The sequence below is a fragment of the Actinoplanes sp. NBRC 101535 genome, assembly GCF_030269225.1.
Lineage (GTDB): Bacteria > Actinomycetota > Actinomycetes > Mycobacteriales > Micromonosporaceae > Actinoplanes > Actinoplanes rectilineatus.
The window spans coordinates 392,468-408,347 of the sequence record NZ_BSSY01000005.1; the positions used below are offsets into that span (position 1 = coordinate 392,468).

Below are 15,880 nucleotides of genomic sequence, written 5' to 3' on the forward strand. Positions count from 1 at the left end.
CGATTTCCCCCTGTGTCGCTGACCGACTGACAAGGGGAACCTTTCGCCGTCTCGGGTGCATGATCGGGCAGTCTCGGTTGCCGATCGGTTGCACTCCTGGGCTGCAACCGGGAAAACCTCAGGAAAGCATCCAGCCGTTGTCCACCGCGAGACGGACCGCTTCGGCCCTGGTCCGGGCGCCCGTCTTGCCGATCGCCGACGACAGGTGGTTGCGGACCGTGCCGTCGGAGAGGCGCAGTTCGCGGGCGATGTCGGCTACGGTGCCGCCGTCGCGGGCCGCGCGGAGCACGTCCGTCTCGCGGTCGGTCAGCGGGGAGTCGCCGTGGGCCAGGCTCTGGGCCGCCAGGGCCGGGTCCACCACGCGCAGGCCCTGGCGGACGCGGCGGACGGCGTCGGCGAGTTGCCGGGCGGGGGTGTCCTTGACGATGAAGCCGTCCGCGCCGGCCGCCATCGCCTGGCGCAGGTATCCGGCCCGGCCGAACGTCGTCACCATCAGTACCCGGCATGACGGTACCGCCTCGCGCAGCAGCCGGGCCGCGCTGATCCCGTCCAGTCCGGGCATCTGCACGTCCAGCAGGGCCACGTCGGCGCGGTGGTCGCGGGCCGCCGCCACCACCTGGTCGCCGCGGCCCACTTCGGCGACCACGCTCAGGTCGGCCTCCAGGTCCAGCAGGGCGGCCATCGCGCCCCGTACCAGCGCCTGGTCGTCGGCGAGCAGCAACCTGATCATGTGGGGACCTCCACCCGTACCCGAAAACCCGCAGAGCCCGGCCGGGGACCGGCGGTGAGTTGCGCGCCGTGCTCTTGTGCCCGCCGCCGCAGGCCGGCGAGACCCTGACCGCCTGAGGAGAGCGGCGGCAGCACGGGACCGTCGTCGACGATCTCGACACTGTGTGGGCTGAGCAGGACCGCCGCGTGCTCCGCGCGGCTGTGCCGGACGATGTTGGTGACCGCTTCCCGGATCGTCCAGGCGAACAGTTCCCGGTTGCGGGTCGGGACGTCGTCGGCTGCGCCCGGCAGGTCCGCTTCCACGTTCGCGGCGGCGAGGGCCTCCCGGGCTGCGGCGATCTCCCCCGGCAGGGAGATGCCGCGCATGCCCAGGGCGGTGGCCCGCACGTCGGCCAGGGCGTCGCGGGCCAGCGATTCCAGGTCGCGCAGTTCGGCGCGGGCCCGTTCGAGGTCCACGTCCAGCAGGCGTTGTGCCAGTTCGGCTTTGACGGTCACCACGGTCAGGGAGTGGCCGAGGATGTCGTGCAGGTCGGCGGCGATCCGGGCCCGTTCGTCGGCCACCGCCAGGGCGGCCAGTTCGTGTTGGGCGGCGACCAGGCGGCGCTGCCGGTCCATCGCCAGTCGCAGGCCGCCGGTGGCCGTCGCGCCGAGCACGACGGCGAGGCTGTAGCCGTGTCCGGCGGACGCCCAGCCGGGCTGGGTGCGCAGCAGCACCTCGGCGGTGATCACCAGGGCCACCGCCACGGTGATGCCCTGCGGCCGGGGCAGGCCCATCATCGCGGTCGCTGCCACGTAGACCAGGCAGGTCAGTGCGTGCGGGCCGGCGCCGGGCATCTGCAGGACGGCGAGGGCGAGCATCACCGTGATGGCCGGCCACAGGAACCGGACCTGGTCGCGGCGGATGGAGGTCAGCACCAGTACGTAGACGGCCCCGAATCCGGCCACCGCGACCAGGCCGACGGTGCGCTGCCAGCCCGGGGTGTCGTGGATCAGCGCTGTCACGTTCTCGGTGAGGTAGAACAGCCACAGTCCGGCGAACAGCCAGCCGTAGCGGTGCCGGCCTTTAGACGCGGGCGGTGTCACGCCGGAACCGCCAGGCCGCGCCGCCGGCGAAGACCGCCGTCCAGATGATCACGTTGGCGGATGCCACCCACAGGTTGCCATCCTGCACCAGCGGGTACCGGGCGATCTCGCCGACCCCGTACACCGGGGTGAACTGGGCGATCGTGGCGAACGTGGAACCGAGCTGGTCGACCGGGACGAACAGGCCTCCGGCGAACGACAGTACGGCCAGGACCGGGCCGAGGATCTGCATGACGTTCTCGCTGGGCAGCAGGTAGCCCATGAACAGGCCGAACGCGGCGAACACCAGTGAGCACACCCAGGCCAGCAGGGCGCAGCCGATCCACGCGTGCAGGGGTAGTTCGGCGCCGGTCAGCGCGCCGGTGGTCATCGCGACGATGACCGACACCGCCCCGACGATCATCGCCAGCACGATCTTGATGCCGATGTAGGAGGCCGGTTTCAGCGGGGTCAGGCGCAGCTGGCGGCTCCATCCGGCGGCCCGTTCCAGGCTGACCATCGCCCCGCCGCTGGTGGCCGCCAGCATCGCACCGTAGACGGCCATGCTGACCAGCACGTACCCGGCGACGTTGCCGCCGTCGCCGATGCGTTCGGTGCGGTAGTCGCTGCTGCTGCCGAAGAGCAGGAAGAACGCCGCCGGCATGATCAGGGTGAAGATCACGGTCCGCTTGTTGCGCATCAGCCTGCGCAGTTCCAGGGGGATCATTTCTCGTCCGCCGTCAGGGTCAGGAACGCCTCTTCCAGGTTCCGGGAGGTGATCTCCAGGTCGCGGGCAGGCGTACGGGTGAGCAGATGCCGGGCGATCGCGTCGGTGTCCCGGCCGTGCAGGTAGACCGAGTCGCCGCGCACCTCCGCCGACTCCACGCCCTCGATACGTGACAGGTCGGCCGGTTGCGCGCCGGGCAGCGTGGCCCGCACGGTCCGGCCGGCCGCCAGGGCCTTGACCTCACTGGCGGTGCCGTCGGCGACCACCCGGCCGCGGCGTACGAAGACCACCCGGTCCGCGTACGCGTCGGCCTCCTCCAGGTAGTGGGTGGCGAACACGACGGTCCGGCCGTCGCGGGCGTCCTGGCGGATCGCGGTCCAGAAGTCGTGGCGCCCGCCGACGTCCATGCCGGTGGTCGGCTCGTCGAGGATGAGCAGTTTCGGGTCGGGCAGCAGCGCCATCGCGAACCGCAGGCGCTGCTGCTGACCGCCGGAGCACTTGCCGACCAGCCGTCCGGCGATGTCGGCGATCCCGGCGCGTTCCAGGGCCTCGCCGACCGCCGAGCGGGGTTTCCTGAACAGCACGGCGATCAGCCGTACGGTCTCCTCGACCGTGTAGTCCTTGAGTAGCCCGCCGGTCTGCATCACCGCCGACACCAGGCCTTTCGCGACCGCTTCGTGCGGGGCGTGCCCGTACACCCGGACCTGGCCGGTGGTCGGTTCGGCCAGGCCGAGCAGCATGTCGATGGTGGTGGTCTTGCCGGCCCCGTTCGGCCCGAGCAGGGCGACCACCTCGCCCGGGCGGATCCGCAGATCCATCCCGTCGACGGCGGTGACCGTGCCGAAGCGTTTCACCACCGCGTCGAGGTGCACCGCCGGTGCGGCGGAGAGTGCGGTTGTCGTCATACCCTGATCGTCGGCCGCCGGACAGCGCCGCGCCTGCGCCACCCGTCATGATCAGACCATGACATCCGTCAGTGGCGCCCCCGAGACCGCGCTGATCATCCCGGTGCCCGAGGCCGAACCGGTCGTCGGCGACCCGCGGGTGCCGGTTCTGCGGCAGGTGGCCGAACAGCTGTCCGGCCGCCTGCCGATCACGGCCCGGGCGGACACGTTGCGCCTGCTGGTGGGCCGGCGCGAGCCCGGCGATTCCTGGGCGCCGATGAGCGACTTCCCGCTGGGGTGATTTTTCCATTCCCGGTACGCGTGACGCGCCCCGTGGCTCGTCGATCGGATCCCGGCCGTTCAGCTCCCTGAGGTGAGGACCTCAGTAGATCAACGGACGTCCTTGACGAACACCACGCCGTCGCACGTGTCCAGTTGCGCCGGGTCGAGAGGCGCGTACCCGAACCACGGCGACTCCCGGCGTTTCACCGGCGCCGTGATCGTCGCCGGGGCCAGCACGCCGACGTTCTCGGTCGCCTCCTGGTAGAGCACCCCTTCCAGGGTGTCCCGTGGCGGCTCGCCCACCCCGTGTTCGTGCCGTGTGCCCAGTGCCGTGGCCAGGACCGCGTAGTCCGCCCCCAGCCGGGCACCGGCGAGCGCCCCGGCACTCCACCACTCGAGCAGTTCGTCACCCATCCGCATGCTGCTCGGGCTGCGCAGCACATGCGAGTTGTGCGCGTGCACCAGCAGCGGCCCCCGCTCGGCCAGCGCCAGCAGGTTCGCGGCCATCATCGACGACCGGACCCGGATCAGCCCGGTGAACCGCCGCGGCGACGTGTCCGCCAGCGCCGCGTGATAGCGCAGCAGCCCCACCGCGGTCCGCGCCCGCATCCGCTCCTCGACCAGCGGCGCGACCTCGGCGTCCAGCCGTGCCGTCAGGTCGTCGGCGATCACCCGCAGCCGCTGGGCCGCGGGTGTGGTGCCCACCGCCAGCGCCGGATCCCACATGATCTGCGGGTCCTCCCAGCGGGCGTCGTCGCCGATCAGCTCCTCGACCTCCGGGTCGTCGGTGAGTCCCCGCAGCGCCCGGCGGGGGCTGGCCGCCGCGCTCATCTCCAGCGGACCGTCGAACCCGGCGAACCGCACCTGATCCCCGGCCGGGCGTCCCGTGTTGAACTCCCGCATCCAGGCGACCAGGTCCCGGTTGCCGGCGTCGGCCCCCAGGTCCGGGTGGCTGAACCCGCGGGCCATCACGTCGTCGAGGTCCCCGGCACCGGTCGTCACGTAGGCGTCGACGAGCAGCCCCGCCAGGCAGTCGCTCTCCACGGTGATCGTCCGGTAGCCGTGCTGCTCGACCAGGTCACGGAACAGTGTGTTGCGCAGCCCGAGCAGGGTGTCGCTCCCGTGGGTGGGTTCACCCAGTGCCAGCACTCGCGGCCGTCGCCCGAGGACGGCCATCACCTTTGCAGCATCCATACCCTTGAACAGTAACCCTGAACAGTCGAGTGAAGCTTTTCCGCTCCTACCCCGGCGAATCCGGTAGGAAGTTTAAAACGAGCAATCACTGATGCCCGCGGACAGCATCACGGCCTCCGAGGGCGGCGGCGTAACGGCGCGGCGGCGTACCCATGATGCGTTTGAATGCGGTGTTGAACGCATGCTCGGACTCGTAACCCAGCGAACCGGCGATCCGGGCGATGGTGTCGTCCCCGCTGCGGAGCCGGTCCGCGGCGAGCATCATCCGCCACCGGGCCAGATAGGCGATCGGCGTCTCCCCGGCCCGCGCCCGGAAACGCTCGGCGAACGTGGACCGCGACATCCCGGCGACCGTGGCGAGGTCCCGCACCGTCCACGCCCGGCCCGGGTCGGCGTGCATCGCCGCCAGCGCGGCATGCAGCCGCGGATCCGCCAGCGCGGCGAACCAGCCGACGTCGTCGCGGGCGGGCACGGCCAGAGCCAGCCGCAACGCCTGGACCAGCATCATGTGCGCGAGCTGCTGCACCATCAGGGCCGAACCGGGCCGGGGCTCGCGGAACTCCTCCATCATCAGCTCGATCGACCAGCGCAGCCGGGCCCGGTCGCCGGAGGTCTCGACCAGCATCAGCGGGGGCAGGTCACGCAGCAGCAGCTCGACGTGCGGGCTGCCGGCCTCGAAGCGGCTGCCGACCAGATAGACGTCACCGCCACCGTTGTACGTCACGACCTCCCCGCTGCGGTCCGGGTCGAGCACCACCGACGACCGGGCCGGTGTCACACCGGGCGCGCTGCCGATGACGGCGGTCCGCCCGGTGGGCAGCACGAAACAGGCGCCCTCCGGAACCGGCACCGGCGCGGCCCCGCCGACCGTCAGCCAGCAGGACCCCTGGACGACCGCGTAGCACTTGATCCGCCCGGCCAGGTCGTCGAGCTCCAGCGCCCACTGCCCGCCCGCGTCGAACCCGGCGGTGATGTAACTGCGCGGCCGCAACAGAGCCAGCACCTCACTCAGCGGATCCACGCCACCCCCGGACGATCGCGAACACATCAAAGACTTTCCCGCATAGAGGGTACGACCGGAGCGCCCTACATTCGGATCATGACAACGATCGGATTCATCGGCACCGGCCGGATCGGCGGCGCCCTCGCACAGCTGGCCGTCGACGCCGGACACCACATCGTGCTGAGCAACAGCCGCGGACCGCAGAGCCTGCACGACACCGTGGCCCGGCTCGGCCCCCACGCCCGCGCGGCCACCACCACCGAAGCGGCGGCCGCCGGTGACCTCGTCGTCGTGAGCATCCCGGTCCGCGCCTGGCGGCAGGTGCCGGCCGCACCACTGCGCGGCCGGACCGTCGTCGACACCCTCAACTACGACCCGGACCGTCAGGGCGCCGTCCCCGAGATCGAGGCCGGCACCGTGGCGCCGTACCTGCTGCTGCAGGACCATCTGCCGGACGCGTACGTGGTGAAAGCCTTCAGCACGGTCTTCTTCCAGCACCTGCCGCAGCTGGCCCGGCCGGCCGGCGCCCCCGACCGCAGCGCCCTGCCCATCGCCGGCGACCACCCGCCGGCCAAGACCGCGGTCGCCGCGCTGATCGACTCGCTCGGGTTCGACGCGTACGACGTGGGACCGCTCACCGAGAGCCGCCGGTTCGCGCCCGGCACCCCCGCCCAGCTCGCCCACCTCGACCCGGACGGCATGTTCGCCGCTCCGCCGCGGCCCGCGTCCGCCACCGAACTGGCCAGGCTCCTCGACCTCCCCTGAAATAGGATGCCCCGGTGCAGACGCAGCGGATCGACGTCACCGACCACGGCATCACCGTGGCGTGGCAAGAGCCGCCGCTGCTGTCGTTCCGGGGCGTCGAGATGCGGCCCGGCACCACCGGCGTCGACGAACTCCCGTGGGACGACATCAGCCGGGTCACACTGACCGTGGACGAGCTGCCACCCGACGGGGAACGCTGGACGGAACTGGTGGTCGACCTCACCTGGGGCGAGTTCCTGCCCGTGCGGGCCGACGCGGACGGTTTCGCCGAGGCGGTCCGGGCCCTGTGCGCCCGCTCCGGAACCCCGCTGCCCGACCCGGCCGCCGCGACCACCACCGTCTGGAGCCGGGCCTGACCGGTCACCGCTCCGATACGGCTCGAGGAGACGTTCATGCCGGCTAACCGCGGCCCCACGTTCCAGATCGTCACCGCAGCGATGGTCGCGGCCCTGTCGGCAGTGACCTGGTTCGCCTGGCTGGGCTGGGACAGCGAGTATCAGATCGATTCCGCCACCGGTACCGAAAGCGGCCCGTACGAGGCATGGCAGATCGCCGGCTGCGCGGTGTCCCTGCTGATCCTGCTGATCGCCGCGCTCCTGGCCGGAGTGCGAGCACTACCGGCGTCGGCGGCGCTGACCCTCGGATTCACCGCGGCATGGACCGCTCAGGCGGCCCGAACCGACCAGACCGGCCTGTACATGGTCGGCGCCACCATGATGGTCGCCGGTATCGGGGTGGCATCCGCGATCGTCAGCGCGATCGTCATCGGCCTGCGGGACCGTCGGGCATCACGCCCTACGCCGTAGTCGAAAGGCGAAACTCGAGGCCGCACGTGTCACGCGACCTTCCGGCACGTGCGGAGCTGATCGCCCGTCCGCGTGACGTCCCCGCCGCGTGAGCGACCACGTCCCCGTCGCCGGCACCGTGTTCGACACCTCGGCGATCTCTGCGTGTCACCCCTGCCGGAAGATCACCCGGTCCTGGTCGACCTCGTAGGCGAGGACCGGCGGGTGGGCGCCGGCGCCCTCGGCGAACAGCGCCACCCGCTTGCCCAGCGCTTGCCCGAGGCGGCGCAGGAACGCGCAGAACCTGTCCAGCCGGTCCTGCCCTTGCAGGTCGAACAGGCTGACGTCGCCGACCATCTCGTCAGGGCACGAGGGCCGGAACATCACCTCGATGTCCGGGTCGGGCCACACGTGCAGGTACTTCAGCCAGCGCTGCGGGTCGGTCACGAACAGCTCAGCCGCGGAATCCGGAACGTCGCCACGGTGATCACGATGCTCGAACTCGGCTCGCCAGCCGGCGGCACGGATCAGGACGGTGAGCGCCTGCCAGTCGTCGAGCGTCGTGGGCTCGACGACGAGGTCGGGCACGGTGCCGTTCTCGGCCGGGTCGAACCAGTATGCGACGTCGTCCCACCGCAGATCGCTCATCGCCCCATCGTGTCGACGGCGCCGTTGCGGATCGACTGACTTGTTCGGACGGGTCCCGGGCCGGGCCCACCAGGATCGCCACGACCGTGACCGCCGGCCAGACCCGGGGACGTATCCGCATGCCTCTTCCCACCATTCAGAGCGGCTGGACTTGATCATGATTTATCGAGACCACGACGCCGGGCACCGGGGACGATCCCCGAGGTACGCCGCGCCCGCAAATCACCTCTTACGCGAGGCGATCAGGGGTGGGCGTACACGATGAAGGGGTTGGAAAGATCTTGATTGTCGATCAGGATGTCGGCGTGGGCGGCCGGGTCGATCTCGTTCAGGTACAACTGCTCGCCGGGGATGTAGTAGGTGCGGTAGCGGGTGGCGGCGGCCTCCGCGGACGGCATCCATACCTGGTCGCGATGGGTGCCGCGGCGCAGCACCTCGTCGAGGGTGATGTGCAGGTGGATGCGCAGGTCCCACAGGCCGTCGTAGTCGGGTTTCTGCAGGAAGGCACCGTCCGCGATCAGGATCGCATCGTCGGGGGCCTGCTGCCAGGGCGAATCGACCGGGGTGCGGCCGGTGATGTCGGTGATCCCGGTCCGGTATCGCCGGGTGCCGCCCGGGCCGAGCGGGGCCAGCAGCAGGTCACGGACCGCCCCGGTGTCGAACATGTCGTGGTAGTAACTCTCCGGCGTGCCCGCGGGGTGGGCGACGCGGTCGTGCACGGGCCGTTTGAAGTGGTCGATGCCGACGCGGATGACCGGGCGCGGGGTACGCGTTCGCAGGTGCGCGGCCAGGTTGTCGGCGAGGGTGGTCTTGCCGGCGGCGGAGCAGCCGTCGATGCCGACGCGGGTCGGGTGTGGGGTGTGCGCTGCCAGGATGCGGTGGGTGAGCTCGGTCAGGAGCCCGGTCATTCCGGCCGGCGTTGGCGCAGGTAGGCGAGGACGGCCTCACGGGTGGTGCGGACGCCGAACAGGGCGCGGGCCTCGGCGATACGGCGGTTGGCGGTCCGCAGGGAGAGGAACTCGGCGGCGGCCGCGGCGGCGATCGTGTCGCCGGCGGCGAGGCGGTCGAGCAGGGCGCGTTGTTCGGGGATGAGGCTGGCGACGGCTTCGCCGCTGCTGGTCGTGGCGGCGGGGGCGGCGCCGTCCAGGTCGGCGTTGAGCGGGCCGAGGCGGGCCAGGTCGTCGATGAGGGCACGGCCGGCCGGTGAGGCCGTGTCGCAGACGGCGACGACGCCGGCGCCGCGGGCGGCGGCGAGGACCGCGAGCTGGACGGTCTCGGTGTCGTCGTCGGCGATGCGGCCGTGCAGGACCAGGCGGGCGGCGCCGACGTCCCAGGACGGGTCGGGCAGGGCGAAGCCGGAGCGGGCCGTCCATCCTTCGCGGGCCAGGCGGCGCAGGAGGGTGTCGGCCTCGGCTGAGGAGGCGACTACGTGGCGTGGTGCTTCGGTCTGTCTGTTCACCGGCCATCCTCGCTGGGTTCGTAGGGTTCGGGCCGTGCAGGGGGCGCGGCGAAGGCCACGGCGGCGGCTTCGGTACGGGTCCGGGCGCCGAGTTTGCGCATGCTGGCGCGGATGTGGGTGTCGACGGTCTCGGCGGAGATGCCCAGTTGCCCGGCGATCCGGCGGGTCGGCTCGCCCGCGGCGACCAGCGTCAGCACGTCGATCTCGCGTTGGGTGAGGCGCCCGGCGGAGCGGGGGCTGCGGGTGTCGCGCTGGATCTGGTGGCGGCGCAGTCCGCGGCGGGCACGGCCGGCCAGGACGACCAGCCCGGCCTGGTCGGCGAGGGTTTCGGCGTGCAGCAGTGCCGCGACGGCCCGGTCGCGGTCGGGGTCGGTGAGCCCGGCGGCGATCAGGCAGCGGATCTGTTCGCGCAGGACCAGGGGCTGCCAGGCGTCGGCGGCGGTGGTGAACCCGCTGCCGACGGTCCAGGCGGTCAGGGTGCGCCGGGCCGGCCCGGGCAGCGCGATCGGGACGGCGGCCGCGCCGGGGGTGCCCAGGTCGTGGGCGGCCCACCGGGCGGTGATGGCGTGCAGGCCGCCGAGCAGTCCCGCGCCGGTGGTGTCGCCGGCGGCGCGTTCGGGCTGGCCGTCGAGCCAGGCCGCCTCGCGGGTGACCCACGACGGCGCCGGGTGCGCGGGGGCGGTGGCCAGCCGGGACCGGGCGGCGGCGAGCAGGCCGGTGTCGGCCTCGATGAGGGCGGTCGCGGCGGTCGCGTAGGCGCGGGCCTCCGGCGGCAGCGCCCGGTCGGTGAGGTTGCCGGCGCGGCGCAGGACCCCGTCGGCGCCGTCCCAGTCGAGGCCGGCGGGCTGCTGGTGGCCGTGCAGGGTCAGGGCCCAGTCGGCGGCGGCCAGGAACCGGGTCTGCCAGCCGTACGCGAGGGCCTGCGCGGCGGCCGCCGCGGCCCGCAGCGCGGTGGTGGCGGACTCGACGAGACGCCCGTCGGCGGCCAGGTGTTCGACGAGCAGCCAGGCACTGTGCCGGGCGATCTGCGGGTCGGCGGTGGTTGCGGCCGCGGTGAGCGCGGTGTCCCAGCCGGGCAGGCGCTCCGCTGCGGCGACGGCGGCGAGGGCCGCGGCGACACCGGGCGGCGGGTGCGGGTGCCGGACGGCGATCTTGTCGGCGAGTTCGCGGGCCCGGTCCGGTTCGGCGGCCTGGGTGGCCAGGAGCAGGACCCGGTCGCGGGCGGCGAGGACCGGGACCGCGGCGGTGTCCGAGACGATCCGGACGGCGGTGCGGGCGCCGTGCGGGTCACCGGCCTGCAGCAGGGCCTCGCCGCGCAGGGCGGCGGCCTCCAGGTGGTCACCGGCGATGGGGTGCAGCACGTCGGCGGCGTCGGCCGGGCGCCCGGTGGTCAGGGCGGCGTCGGCGGCGGCGAGCCGGACCCGCGGGTCGACGGTGGTCGGCAGGCCGCAGGCGAACAGCAGCAGCGCGGCGCGTTCGGCGCCGGCGGCCCGGTCCGCGGCGGCCAGGGCCTGCCGGTAGGCGCCCGCGGTGTCACCGGCCGCGGCGAGGTGCCGGGCGGCTTCGGCGGGCGGGGTCAGCGCGGCCAGCCGGGTGTGCAGGTCGGCGCGGGCCGTGTCGTCGAGCAGCCCGGCGGCGGTCTCGGCCACGAAGGTGGAGACCGGCAGCAGGGAACCGCCGGGTTCGGCGGTGACCAGACCGGCGGTGAGCAGGTCCGCGGCGCCGGTGCCGAGCAGCGCCGGGCTGGCCGGGCGGCCGAGCAGCCCGAGCGCGGCCATCGCGGTGCGGGCCGGGCGGGGCAGGTCGGCCAGGGCCGCGGCGATCGCGTACGCGACCTGGTCGGTCTCCTCGCCGATCGGGCCACGGCCGGAGGCGGCCTGCCGGGCCAGGGCGATGACCGCGAGGGGGTTGCCGCCGGCCCGGGACGCGACGGCGGACGCGGCGATGTCGTCGAGACCGGCGGCGGTGCGCCGGGCCAGGGCCACCGCGGACGGCGGGTCCAGCGGCGGCACCGGCAGCCACAGGGTGGCCGCCTTGCGCAGCGCGGTGTGCAGTTCCTCGGGCAGCCGGTGCGGGGTCCGCACGGCGACCAGCACCCGGCAGTGGCGGGCCAGGTGCGCCACGGCGGCGACGGTCGCCGGGTCGGCGTGCTGCAGGTCGTCGAGGACGAGCAGGCCACCGCGGACCCGGGACCGGACGGCCTCGGCGAGCAGGTGCACGTCGTCGGCGGGCAGCCGGGCCCGGACCGCCCGCGACAGCGCGAGGGCCGGGACGCTGGACAGCATGGCCAGGCCGCCGCCGAGGTGGGCGGGGCCGGGAACGGCGGCGGCGACCCGGCGCAGCAGAGTGGTGCGGCCGCAGCCGGGTGGGCCGGTCAGCACGACGAGGGCCGGGCCGTGGCGCAGTGCAGTGCGGGCGGCCACCTCTGGCTCGTCCGTCACCTGCGCTCCCCCTCCCCTGGTCCGCAGCCCTTGCCTGGCACGAAGCCGGGATCCCCCGCCCGGTGCCGGTCCGTAGGCTGTGCTGCATTGCTGCAGCTCCGACGGAAAGGTCCCTTCGTGACGTGCTCATTGTCGCCGACAGCATGGTCGGCTGACGAGTCGTGGTGACCGGGCCGCTGACTACCGGTGTCGCGACGCTCTGTCACGAGATCGTCTCCAGGATCTCCTCCGACGCTGGTGGGCAGGTACGACAGATCGGCGAGCGCCTTCACGATCCGCTACGAGTAGCGATCGCGGGCCGCTTGAAAGCCGGAAAGTCGACACTAGTCAACGCATTGATCGGCCGTCGAGTCGCCCCCACCGCGGCGGGTGAGTGCACACGGGTGGTCACCCGTTTCCGTTACGGCCCGGCCGACCGCATCGACGTGGTCGCCCGTGACGGCGCCCGCACCAGTCTGCCATTGGACGAGGACGGCATGGTGCCCCGTCGTCTGGGCGTGCCCGCGGCGCGGATCGCGTACGTGGACGTGACCCTGACCAGTGACCGGCTGCGGGACCTGACCGTGGTGGACACGCCGGGGCTGGCGTCGACCGACACGGCCGGCAGTGCCCGCGCCGAGGAGGCCGTCGGCATCGACGAGGACTCGGCGGTGGAGGTCGCCGCGGCCGAGGCGGTCGTGTACGTGTTCACCCAGGCGGTCCGGGCCGACGACCTGGCCGCGCTGGAGGCGTTCCACGCGGCGTCGACCCGGATGGCGACCAGCCCGATCAACGCGATCGGCGTGCTGGCGAAGGTGGACACCCTGGTCGGCGGGGCCGCCGACCCGTGGCCGGTGGCCGGCCCGCTCGCACGCCAGCAGGCGCGGCTGCTGGCGCGCACGGTCGCCGACGTGGTGCCGGTCGCCGGTCTGCTGGCCGAGACCGCCGGTGCGGGACGGCTGACCGCCGCGGACCGGGCGGCGCTGGCGGCCCTGGCCGGGTTGCCGGTCGACGAGCTGGGCCTGCTGCTGCTGTCGGTGGACCTGTTCCGTTCGCGGCCCGCCCCGGTCGGCGCCGAGCAGCGCGAACGGTTGCTGACCCGCCTCGACCTGTACGGGATCGGGTTCGCGTGCGCGCAGCTGGCGGCCGACCCGCGGATCGGCACGGGTGAGCTGGTCCGGCGGGTCGAGGCGGCGTCCGGGTTCGACCGGCTGCGCCACACGGTCGACGCGACGTTCCGGTGGCGCTCGGACGCGATCAAGGCGGGGTGGGCGCTGACCCGCCTTGAACGGCTCGCCGGGCGGACCGCGGACCCGCGGGACCGGGAGGCGATCCGTGACGGTCTGGAGCGGGCGTTGCGGGATCCGGCGTACCACCGGCTGCGGCTGCTGGACGCGGCGCAGCGGGCGGCGACCGGGGCGGTGGTGTTGCCGCAGCCGTGGGAGCAGGAGTTGATCCGGCTGGCGACCTCCGACGATCCGCGCTGGATCCTGGGCGTGCCGGAGGGCGACGCGGGTGAGCTGACGGCGGCCGCGGTCGCCGCGGCCGGGCGGTGGCGGGCGTACGCGGTCGACGGTGCCGGGCCGGCCCAGGCGCGGATCGCGCAGGTCGCCCACCGCGGGTTCCACCTGCTGGCTCAGGAGGTACGGGCGTGAAGGAACTGACCGGCGCCCTGGACAAGGCGGTCCGCGATGCCCTGTCGTATCTGCGGACGGCCGACCCGGACGCGGCCGCCGACCTGGCCGAGCTGCGGCGTACCCATCTGACCCGGCCCGGTGTGGTGGTGGTCGGCGAGACCAAACGCGGCAAGAGCAGCCTGATCAACGCGCTGCTCGGCGCGCCCGGCCTGTCCCCGGTCGACGTGACCGTGGCGACCACCGCCTACCTGCACTTCCAGCCGGGTCCGGAGTTCACCGCGAAGGCGTACCTGCCCGGGGTGGGTGAGCCGATCGACGTGCAGGATCTGCGCCAGCCGCGGGCCCGCCGCATCGAGGTCACCCATCCGGCGCCGATGCTGCAATACCTGAGCCTGCTGGACACCCCCGGCGCCGGGGGCCTGGACCCGGTGCACGCGACGATCGCCCTGGACGCGGTCCGCCGCGGTACGGCGCTGCTGTTCGTCGCCGACGCGTCCGCGCCGCTGTCGAAACCGGAGCTGGACTTCCTGGCGGCGGCGACCGAACGGGTCGACGCGGTCGTCTTCGCCCTCGCCAAGATCGACGCGTATCCGCAGTGGCGCACCATCCTGGAGGACAACCAGGGGCTGCTGCAGAGCCACGCGCCACGGTTCGCCGCCGCACCGTGGTTCCCGGTCTCCAGCCGCCTCGCCGAACTGGCCCTGGGCAGCGACGGCGCCACCCGCGACGCGCTGGCGGAGGAGTCGCGGATCCCCGGCGTGCAGCACGCCCTGGTGGAGCTGGCCGGCCGCGGTCACCAGCTGCAGCTGGCCAACGTGCTGCGGGCGGCACGCAGCGACCTGCACCGGCTGCACCGGGCGGCCGAGGCGCGGGTGGAGGCGGCCGCGGCGGACCCGGCCCGGCAGGCGGAGGCCCGCGCGGAACGCTCCGCGCTGGCGGCCCGTAAACGCACCGAGTCCCGGCAGTGGACGCTGAAACTGAGCACCGAGATCCAGCGGGCCCGGGTGGAGACGGTCGGGCACCTGCGGACCCGTATCGGCGAGGTGCAGCAGGACTGTGCCCGGCACATCGACAGCGCCCGCGGCGAGGCCCTGGCCGCGCTGCCGGACCAGGTCGACACCCGGCTGCAGGCCGTGGCCGCGGACCTGGCCGGACGGTTGGAGGACACGTTCCGCGACATCGCGGAGAAGGTCCTGGCCGACGCGTACGACGCGGACCGCCTGCACCTGGAGACGAAACTGCGGCACAGCCTGGCCGCCGGGCCGCCGCGGGACGGGTCCGGCGACAACATGCTGATCGCGTTGTCGGCCGGGGGCATCGCGTTCATGGCGGGCCGCGGGGCGATGCTGGGCATCTCCGCCCTCGGCGCGGCCGGCCCGATGCTGCTGCCGTTCGCCGGGATCGGACTGGGCCTGGCCGCCGGCGGGTACGTGTTGTGGCGGCGCCGGGTGCACACCGACCGGCGGCACGCCCAGACCTGGCTGCGGGACGTTCTCGCCGAGGCGCGGGCCGCGCTCACCGACGAGATCAGCCACCGGTTCACCGACCTGCAGTACGCGCTGTCGGTCGCCCTCGACGACGCCATCGAACGGCGGCTGCGGGACCTGGACGCGCTGATCGCCGAGATCGACGCGGCCCTCGCCGAGGACACCGCCGGACGCGCCCGCCGCCGGGCGGCAGCGGTCACCGAACGCGACGCGATCGCCGCCCGGATGCGGCAGGCCGACGAGGCCCTGCTGCGCGCCCGTGCTCTCACCCCGACACCGCTGGAGGACCCCGCATGACCGACCACTGGGACGACGACGATTTCGACCTCCCCGCAGCGGAACACGATGCCTTCCACGATCACCACGAGGAGCATTTCGAGCTGCCCGGGTACGACCACGACCACGACACGCCCGACTGGGAGGAACCGGCGGAGATCGACACGGAGGCCGTGGCCGCCGTGGACGACGACACGATGTTCCCGGCCGCCGTGGACATCGGTGAGCTGCCCGAACCCGTCGACGGCTTCCCGTGGATCGACACCGCGACCCTCGGGATCGCCGACCCGGGCGGGTTCACCGCGCCGGTGGAGACGGTGACCGCGCAGGAGGTCGCCGCGTACGCGGGCGTCGACGTTCCCGACGGCGCCGACGCGTGGACGGTGCTGGCAGCCGCCGAGGACCCGGCCACGAGTGCGCTGGCGCGATGGTGGACTCCGGATGAACAGTGATCCACGTCTCCCGTGAACGGCCGCCGGATGGCATCATGACCGCGCACCGATCGACACCCAGGAGCGCACC

The 15,880-nt window shown here is 73.3% G+C and carries 17 protein-coding genes; 7 read left to right on the top strand and 10 right to left on the bottom strand.

Annotated features, from left to right (window positions below):
• Positions 1–118: 118 nt before the first annotated feature.
• Genes QSK32_RS16735 through QSK32_RS16750 form a run of 4 tightly spaced genes read right to left on the bottom strand, consistent with a single transcriptional unit; the run spans position 119 to position 3,423 of the window.
• Positions 119–730 carry a response regulator transcription factor gene (locus tag QSK32_RS16735; RefSeq protein WP_285472448.1) on the bottom strand — a complete coding sequence of 204 codons (612 nt, stop codon included), beginning with the start codon at positions 728–730 and terminating at the stop codon, positions 119–121.
• Positions 727–1,812: a sensor histidine kinase gene (locus QSK32_RS16740; RefSeq protein ID WP_285472449.1), complete on the bottom strand. Its 1,086-nt coding sequence runs from the start codon at positions 1,810–1,812 to the stop codon at positions 727–729. The genes QSK32_RS16735 and QSK32_RS16740 overlap by 4 nt, the downstream gene beginning before the upstream one ends.
• Positions 1,793–2,518 (bottom strand): ABC transporter permease, encoded by a 726-nt coding sequence (locus QSK32_RS16745; RefSeq protein ID WP_045745460.1) that lies wholly within the window; start codon positions 2,516–2,518, stop codon positions 1,793–1,795. The genes QSK32_RS16740 and QSK32_RS16745 overlap by 20 nt, the downstream gene beginning before the upstream one ends.
• Entirely contained in the window at positions 2,515–3,423 is a 909-nt protein-coding gene (locus QSK32_RS16750; protein ID WP_045745459.1) for an ABC transporter ATP-binding protein, read from the bottom strand. The genes QSK32_RS16745 and QSK32_RS16750 overlap by 4 nt, the downstream gene beginning before the upstream one ends.
• 58 nt (positions 3,424–3,481) lie before the next feature.
• On the opposite strand from QSK32_RS16750, the gene QSK32_RS16755 reads away from it, so the two are divergent.
• Complete coding sequence (locus tag QSK32_RS16755) at positions 3,482–3,703, top strand: hypothetical protein (RefSeq protein ID WP_285472450.1); 222 nt, start codon at positions 3,482–3,484, stop codon at positions 3,701–3,703.
• 89 nt (positions 3,704–3,792) lie between these two features.
• Here the strand turns inward: QSK32_RS16755 and QSK32_RS16760 are convergent, their stop codons facing one another.
• Both QSK32_RS16760 and QSK32_RS16765 read right to left on the bottom strand, forming a co-directional pair.
• Positions 3,793–4,878 (bottom strand): erythromycin esterase family protein, encoded by a 1,086-nt coding sequence (locus tag QSK32_RS16760; RefSeq protein WP_045745457.1) that lies wholly within the window; start codon positions 4,876–4,878, stop codon positions 3,793–3,795.
• Between the two features lie 85 nt (positions 4,879–4,963).
• Entirely contained in the window at positions 4,964–5,899 is a 936-nt protein-coding gene (locus QSK32_RS16765) for an AraC family transcriptional regulator (protein WP_285472451.1), read from the bottom strand.
• Positions 5,900–5,977: 78 nt separating this feature from the next.
• On the opposite strand from QSK32_RS16765, the gene QSK32_RS16770 reads away from it, so the two are divergent.
• Genes QSK32_RS16770 through QSK32_RS16780 form a run of 3 tightly spaced genes read left to right on the top strand, consistent with a single transcriptional unit; the run spans position 5,978 to position 7,452 of the window.
• Complete coding sequence (locus QSK32_RS16770; protein WP_045745455.1) at positions 5,978–6,646, top strand: NADPH-dependent F420 reductase; 669 nt, start codon at positions 5,978–5,980, stop codon at positions 6,644–6,646.
• Between the two features lie 14 nt (positions 6,647–6,660).
• On the top strand, positions 6,661–7,002 hold the full coding sequence (locus QSK32_RS16775; protein WP_285472452.1) for a PH domain-containing protein: 342 nt from the start codon (positions 6,661–6,663) through the stop codon (positions 7,000–7,002).
• Positions 7,003–7,038: 36 nt separating this feature from the next.
• Positions 7,039–7,452, top strand: a complete 414-nt coding sequence (locus QSK32_RS16780) for a hypothetical protein (RefSeq protein ID WP_285472453.1) — start codon at positions 7,039–7,041, stop codon at positions 7,450–7,452.
• A 147-nt stretch (positions 7,453–7,599) separates the two neighbouring features.
• Here the strand turns inward: QSK32_RS16780 and QSK32_RS16785 are convergent, their stop codons facing one another.
• The 4 genes from QSK32_RS16785 to QSK32_RS16800 all read right to left on the bottom strand — a co-directional run bounded on the left by QSK32_RS16785 (position 7,600) and on the right by QSK32_RS16800 (position 11,979).
• The gene (locus QSK32_RS16785; protein WP_285472454.1) at positions 7,600–8,079 is read right to left on the bottom strand and encodes a hypothetical protein; all 480 of its coding nucleotides are present in this window, start codon (positions 8,077–8,079) and stop codon (positions 7,600–7,602) included.
• Positions 8,080–8,321: 242 nt separating this feature from the next.
• Positions 8,322–8,987, bottom strand: coding sequence for a nucleoside/nucleotide kinase family protein (locus tag QSK32_RS16790; protein WP_285472455.1), 666 nt, complete (start codon positions 8,985–8,987; stop codon positions 8,322–8,324).
• A complete protein-coding gene (locus QSK32_RS16795; protein WP_045745452.1) occupies positions 8,984–9,538 on the bottom strand; it encodes a hypothetical protein in 555 nt (184 codons plus the stop codon). Before QSK32_RS16795 ends, QSK32_RS16790 begins: the two co-directional genes overlap by 4 nt.
• Positions 9,535–11,979, bottom strand: coding sequence for a LuxR C-terminal-related transcriptional regulator (locus tag QSK32_RS16800; RefSeq protein ID WP_285472456.1), 2,445 nt, complete (start codon positions 11,977–11,979; stop codon positions 9,535–9,537). Before QSK32_RS16800 ends, QSK32_RS16795 begins: the two co-directional genes overlap by 4 nt.
• Before the next feature lie 164 nt (positions 11,980–12,143).
• Between QSK32_RS16800 and QSK32_RS16805 the strand changes: the two genes are divergently transcribed.
• The 3 genes from QSK32_RS16805 to QSK32_RS16815 are packed head-to-tail and all read left to right on the top strand — an operon-like array spanning position 12,144 to position 15,810.
• Complete coding sequence (locus tag QSK32_RS16805; protein ID WP_285472457.1) at positions 12,144–13,613, top strand: dynamin family protein; 1,470 nt, start codon at positions 12,144–12,146, stop codon at positions 13,611–13,613.
• A complete protein-coding gene (locus QSK32_RS16810; protein ID WP_285472458.1) occupies positions 13,610–15,379 on the top strand; it encodes a dynamin family protein in 1,770 nt (589 codons plus the stop codon). Before QSK32_RS16805 ends, QSK32_RS16810 begins: the two co-directional genes overlap by 4 nt.
• Complete coding sequence (locus tag QSK32_RS16815) at positions 15,376–15,810, top strand: hypothetical protein (protein ID WP_285472459.1); 435 nt, start codon at positions 15,376–15,378, stop codon at positions 15,808–15,810. Before QSK32_RS16810 ends, QSK32_RS16815 begins: the two co-directional genes overlap by 4 nt.
• The last annotated feature ends 70 nt before the right edge of the window (positions 15,811–15,880 follow it).

Excerpts from the sequence above, each read along its gene's own strand:
- QSK32_RS16815 (WP_285472459.1), top strand. The coding sequence starts at position 15,376 with ATGACCGACCACTGGGACGACGACGATTTCGACCTCCCCGCAGCGGAA.
- QSK32_RS16755 (WP_285472450.1), top strand. The coding sequence starts at position 3,482 with ATGACATCCGTCAGTGGCGCCCCCGAGACCGCGCTGATCATCCCGGTG.
- QSK32_RS16785 (WP_285472454.1), bottom strand. The coding sequence starts at position 8,079 with ATGAGCGATCTGCGGTGGGACGACGTCGCATACTGGTTCGACCCGGCC.
- QSK32_RS16760 (WP_045745457.1), bottom strand. The coding sequence starts at position 4,878 with ATGGATGCTGCAAAGGTGATGGCCGTCCTCGGGCGACGGCCGCGAGTG.
- QSK32_RS16735 (WP_285472448.1), bottom strand. The coding sequence starts at position 730 with ATGATCAGGTTGCTGCTCGCCGACGACCAGGCGCTGGTACGGGGCGCG.
- QSK32_RS16790 (WP_285472455.1), bottom strand. The coding sequence starts at position 8,987 with ATGACCGGGCTCCTGACCGAGCTCACCCACCGCATCCTGGCAGCGCAC.
- QSK32_RS16750 (WP_045745459.1), bottom strand. The coding sequence starts at position 3,423 with ATGACGACAACCGCACTCTCCGCCGCACCGGCGGTGCACCTCGACGCG.
- QSK32_RS16770 (WP_045745455.1), top strand. The coding sequence starts at position 5,978 with ATGACAACGATCGGATTCATCGGCACCGGCCGGATCGGCGGCGCCCTC.
- QSK32_RS16780 (WP_285472453.1), top strand. The coding sequence starts at position 7,039 with ATGCCGGCTAACCGCGGCCCCACGTTCCAGATCGTCACCGCAGCGATG.
- QSK32_RS16745 (WP_045745460.1), bottom strand. The coding sequence starts at position 2,518 with ATGATCCCCCTGGAACTGCGCAGGCTGATGCGCAACAAGCGGACCGTG.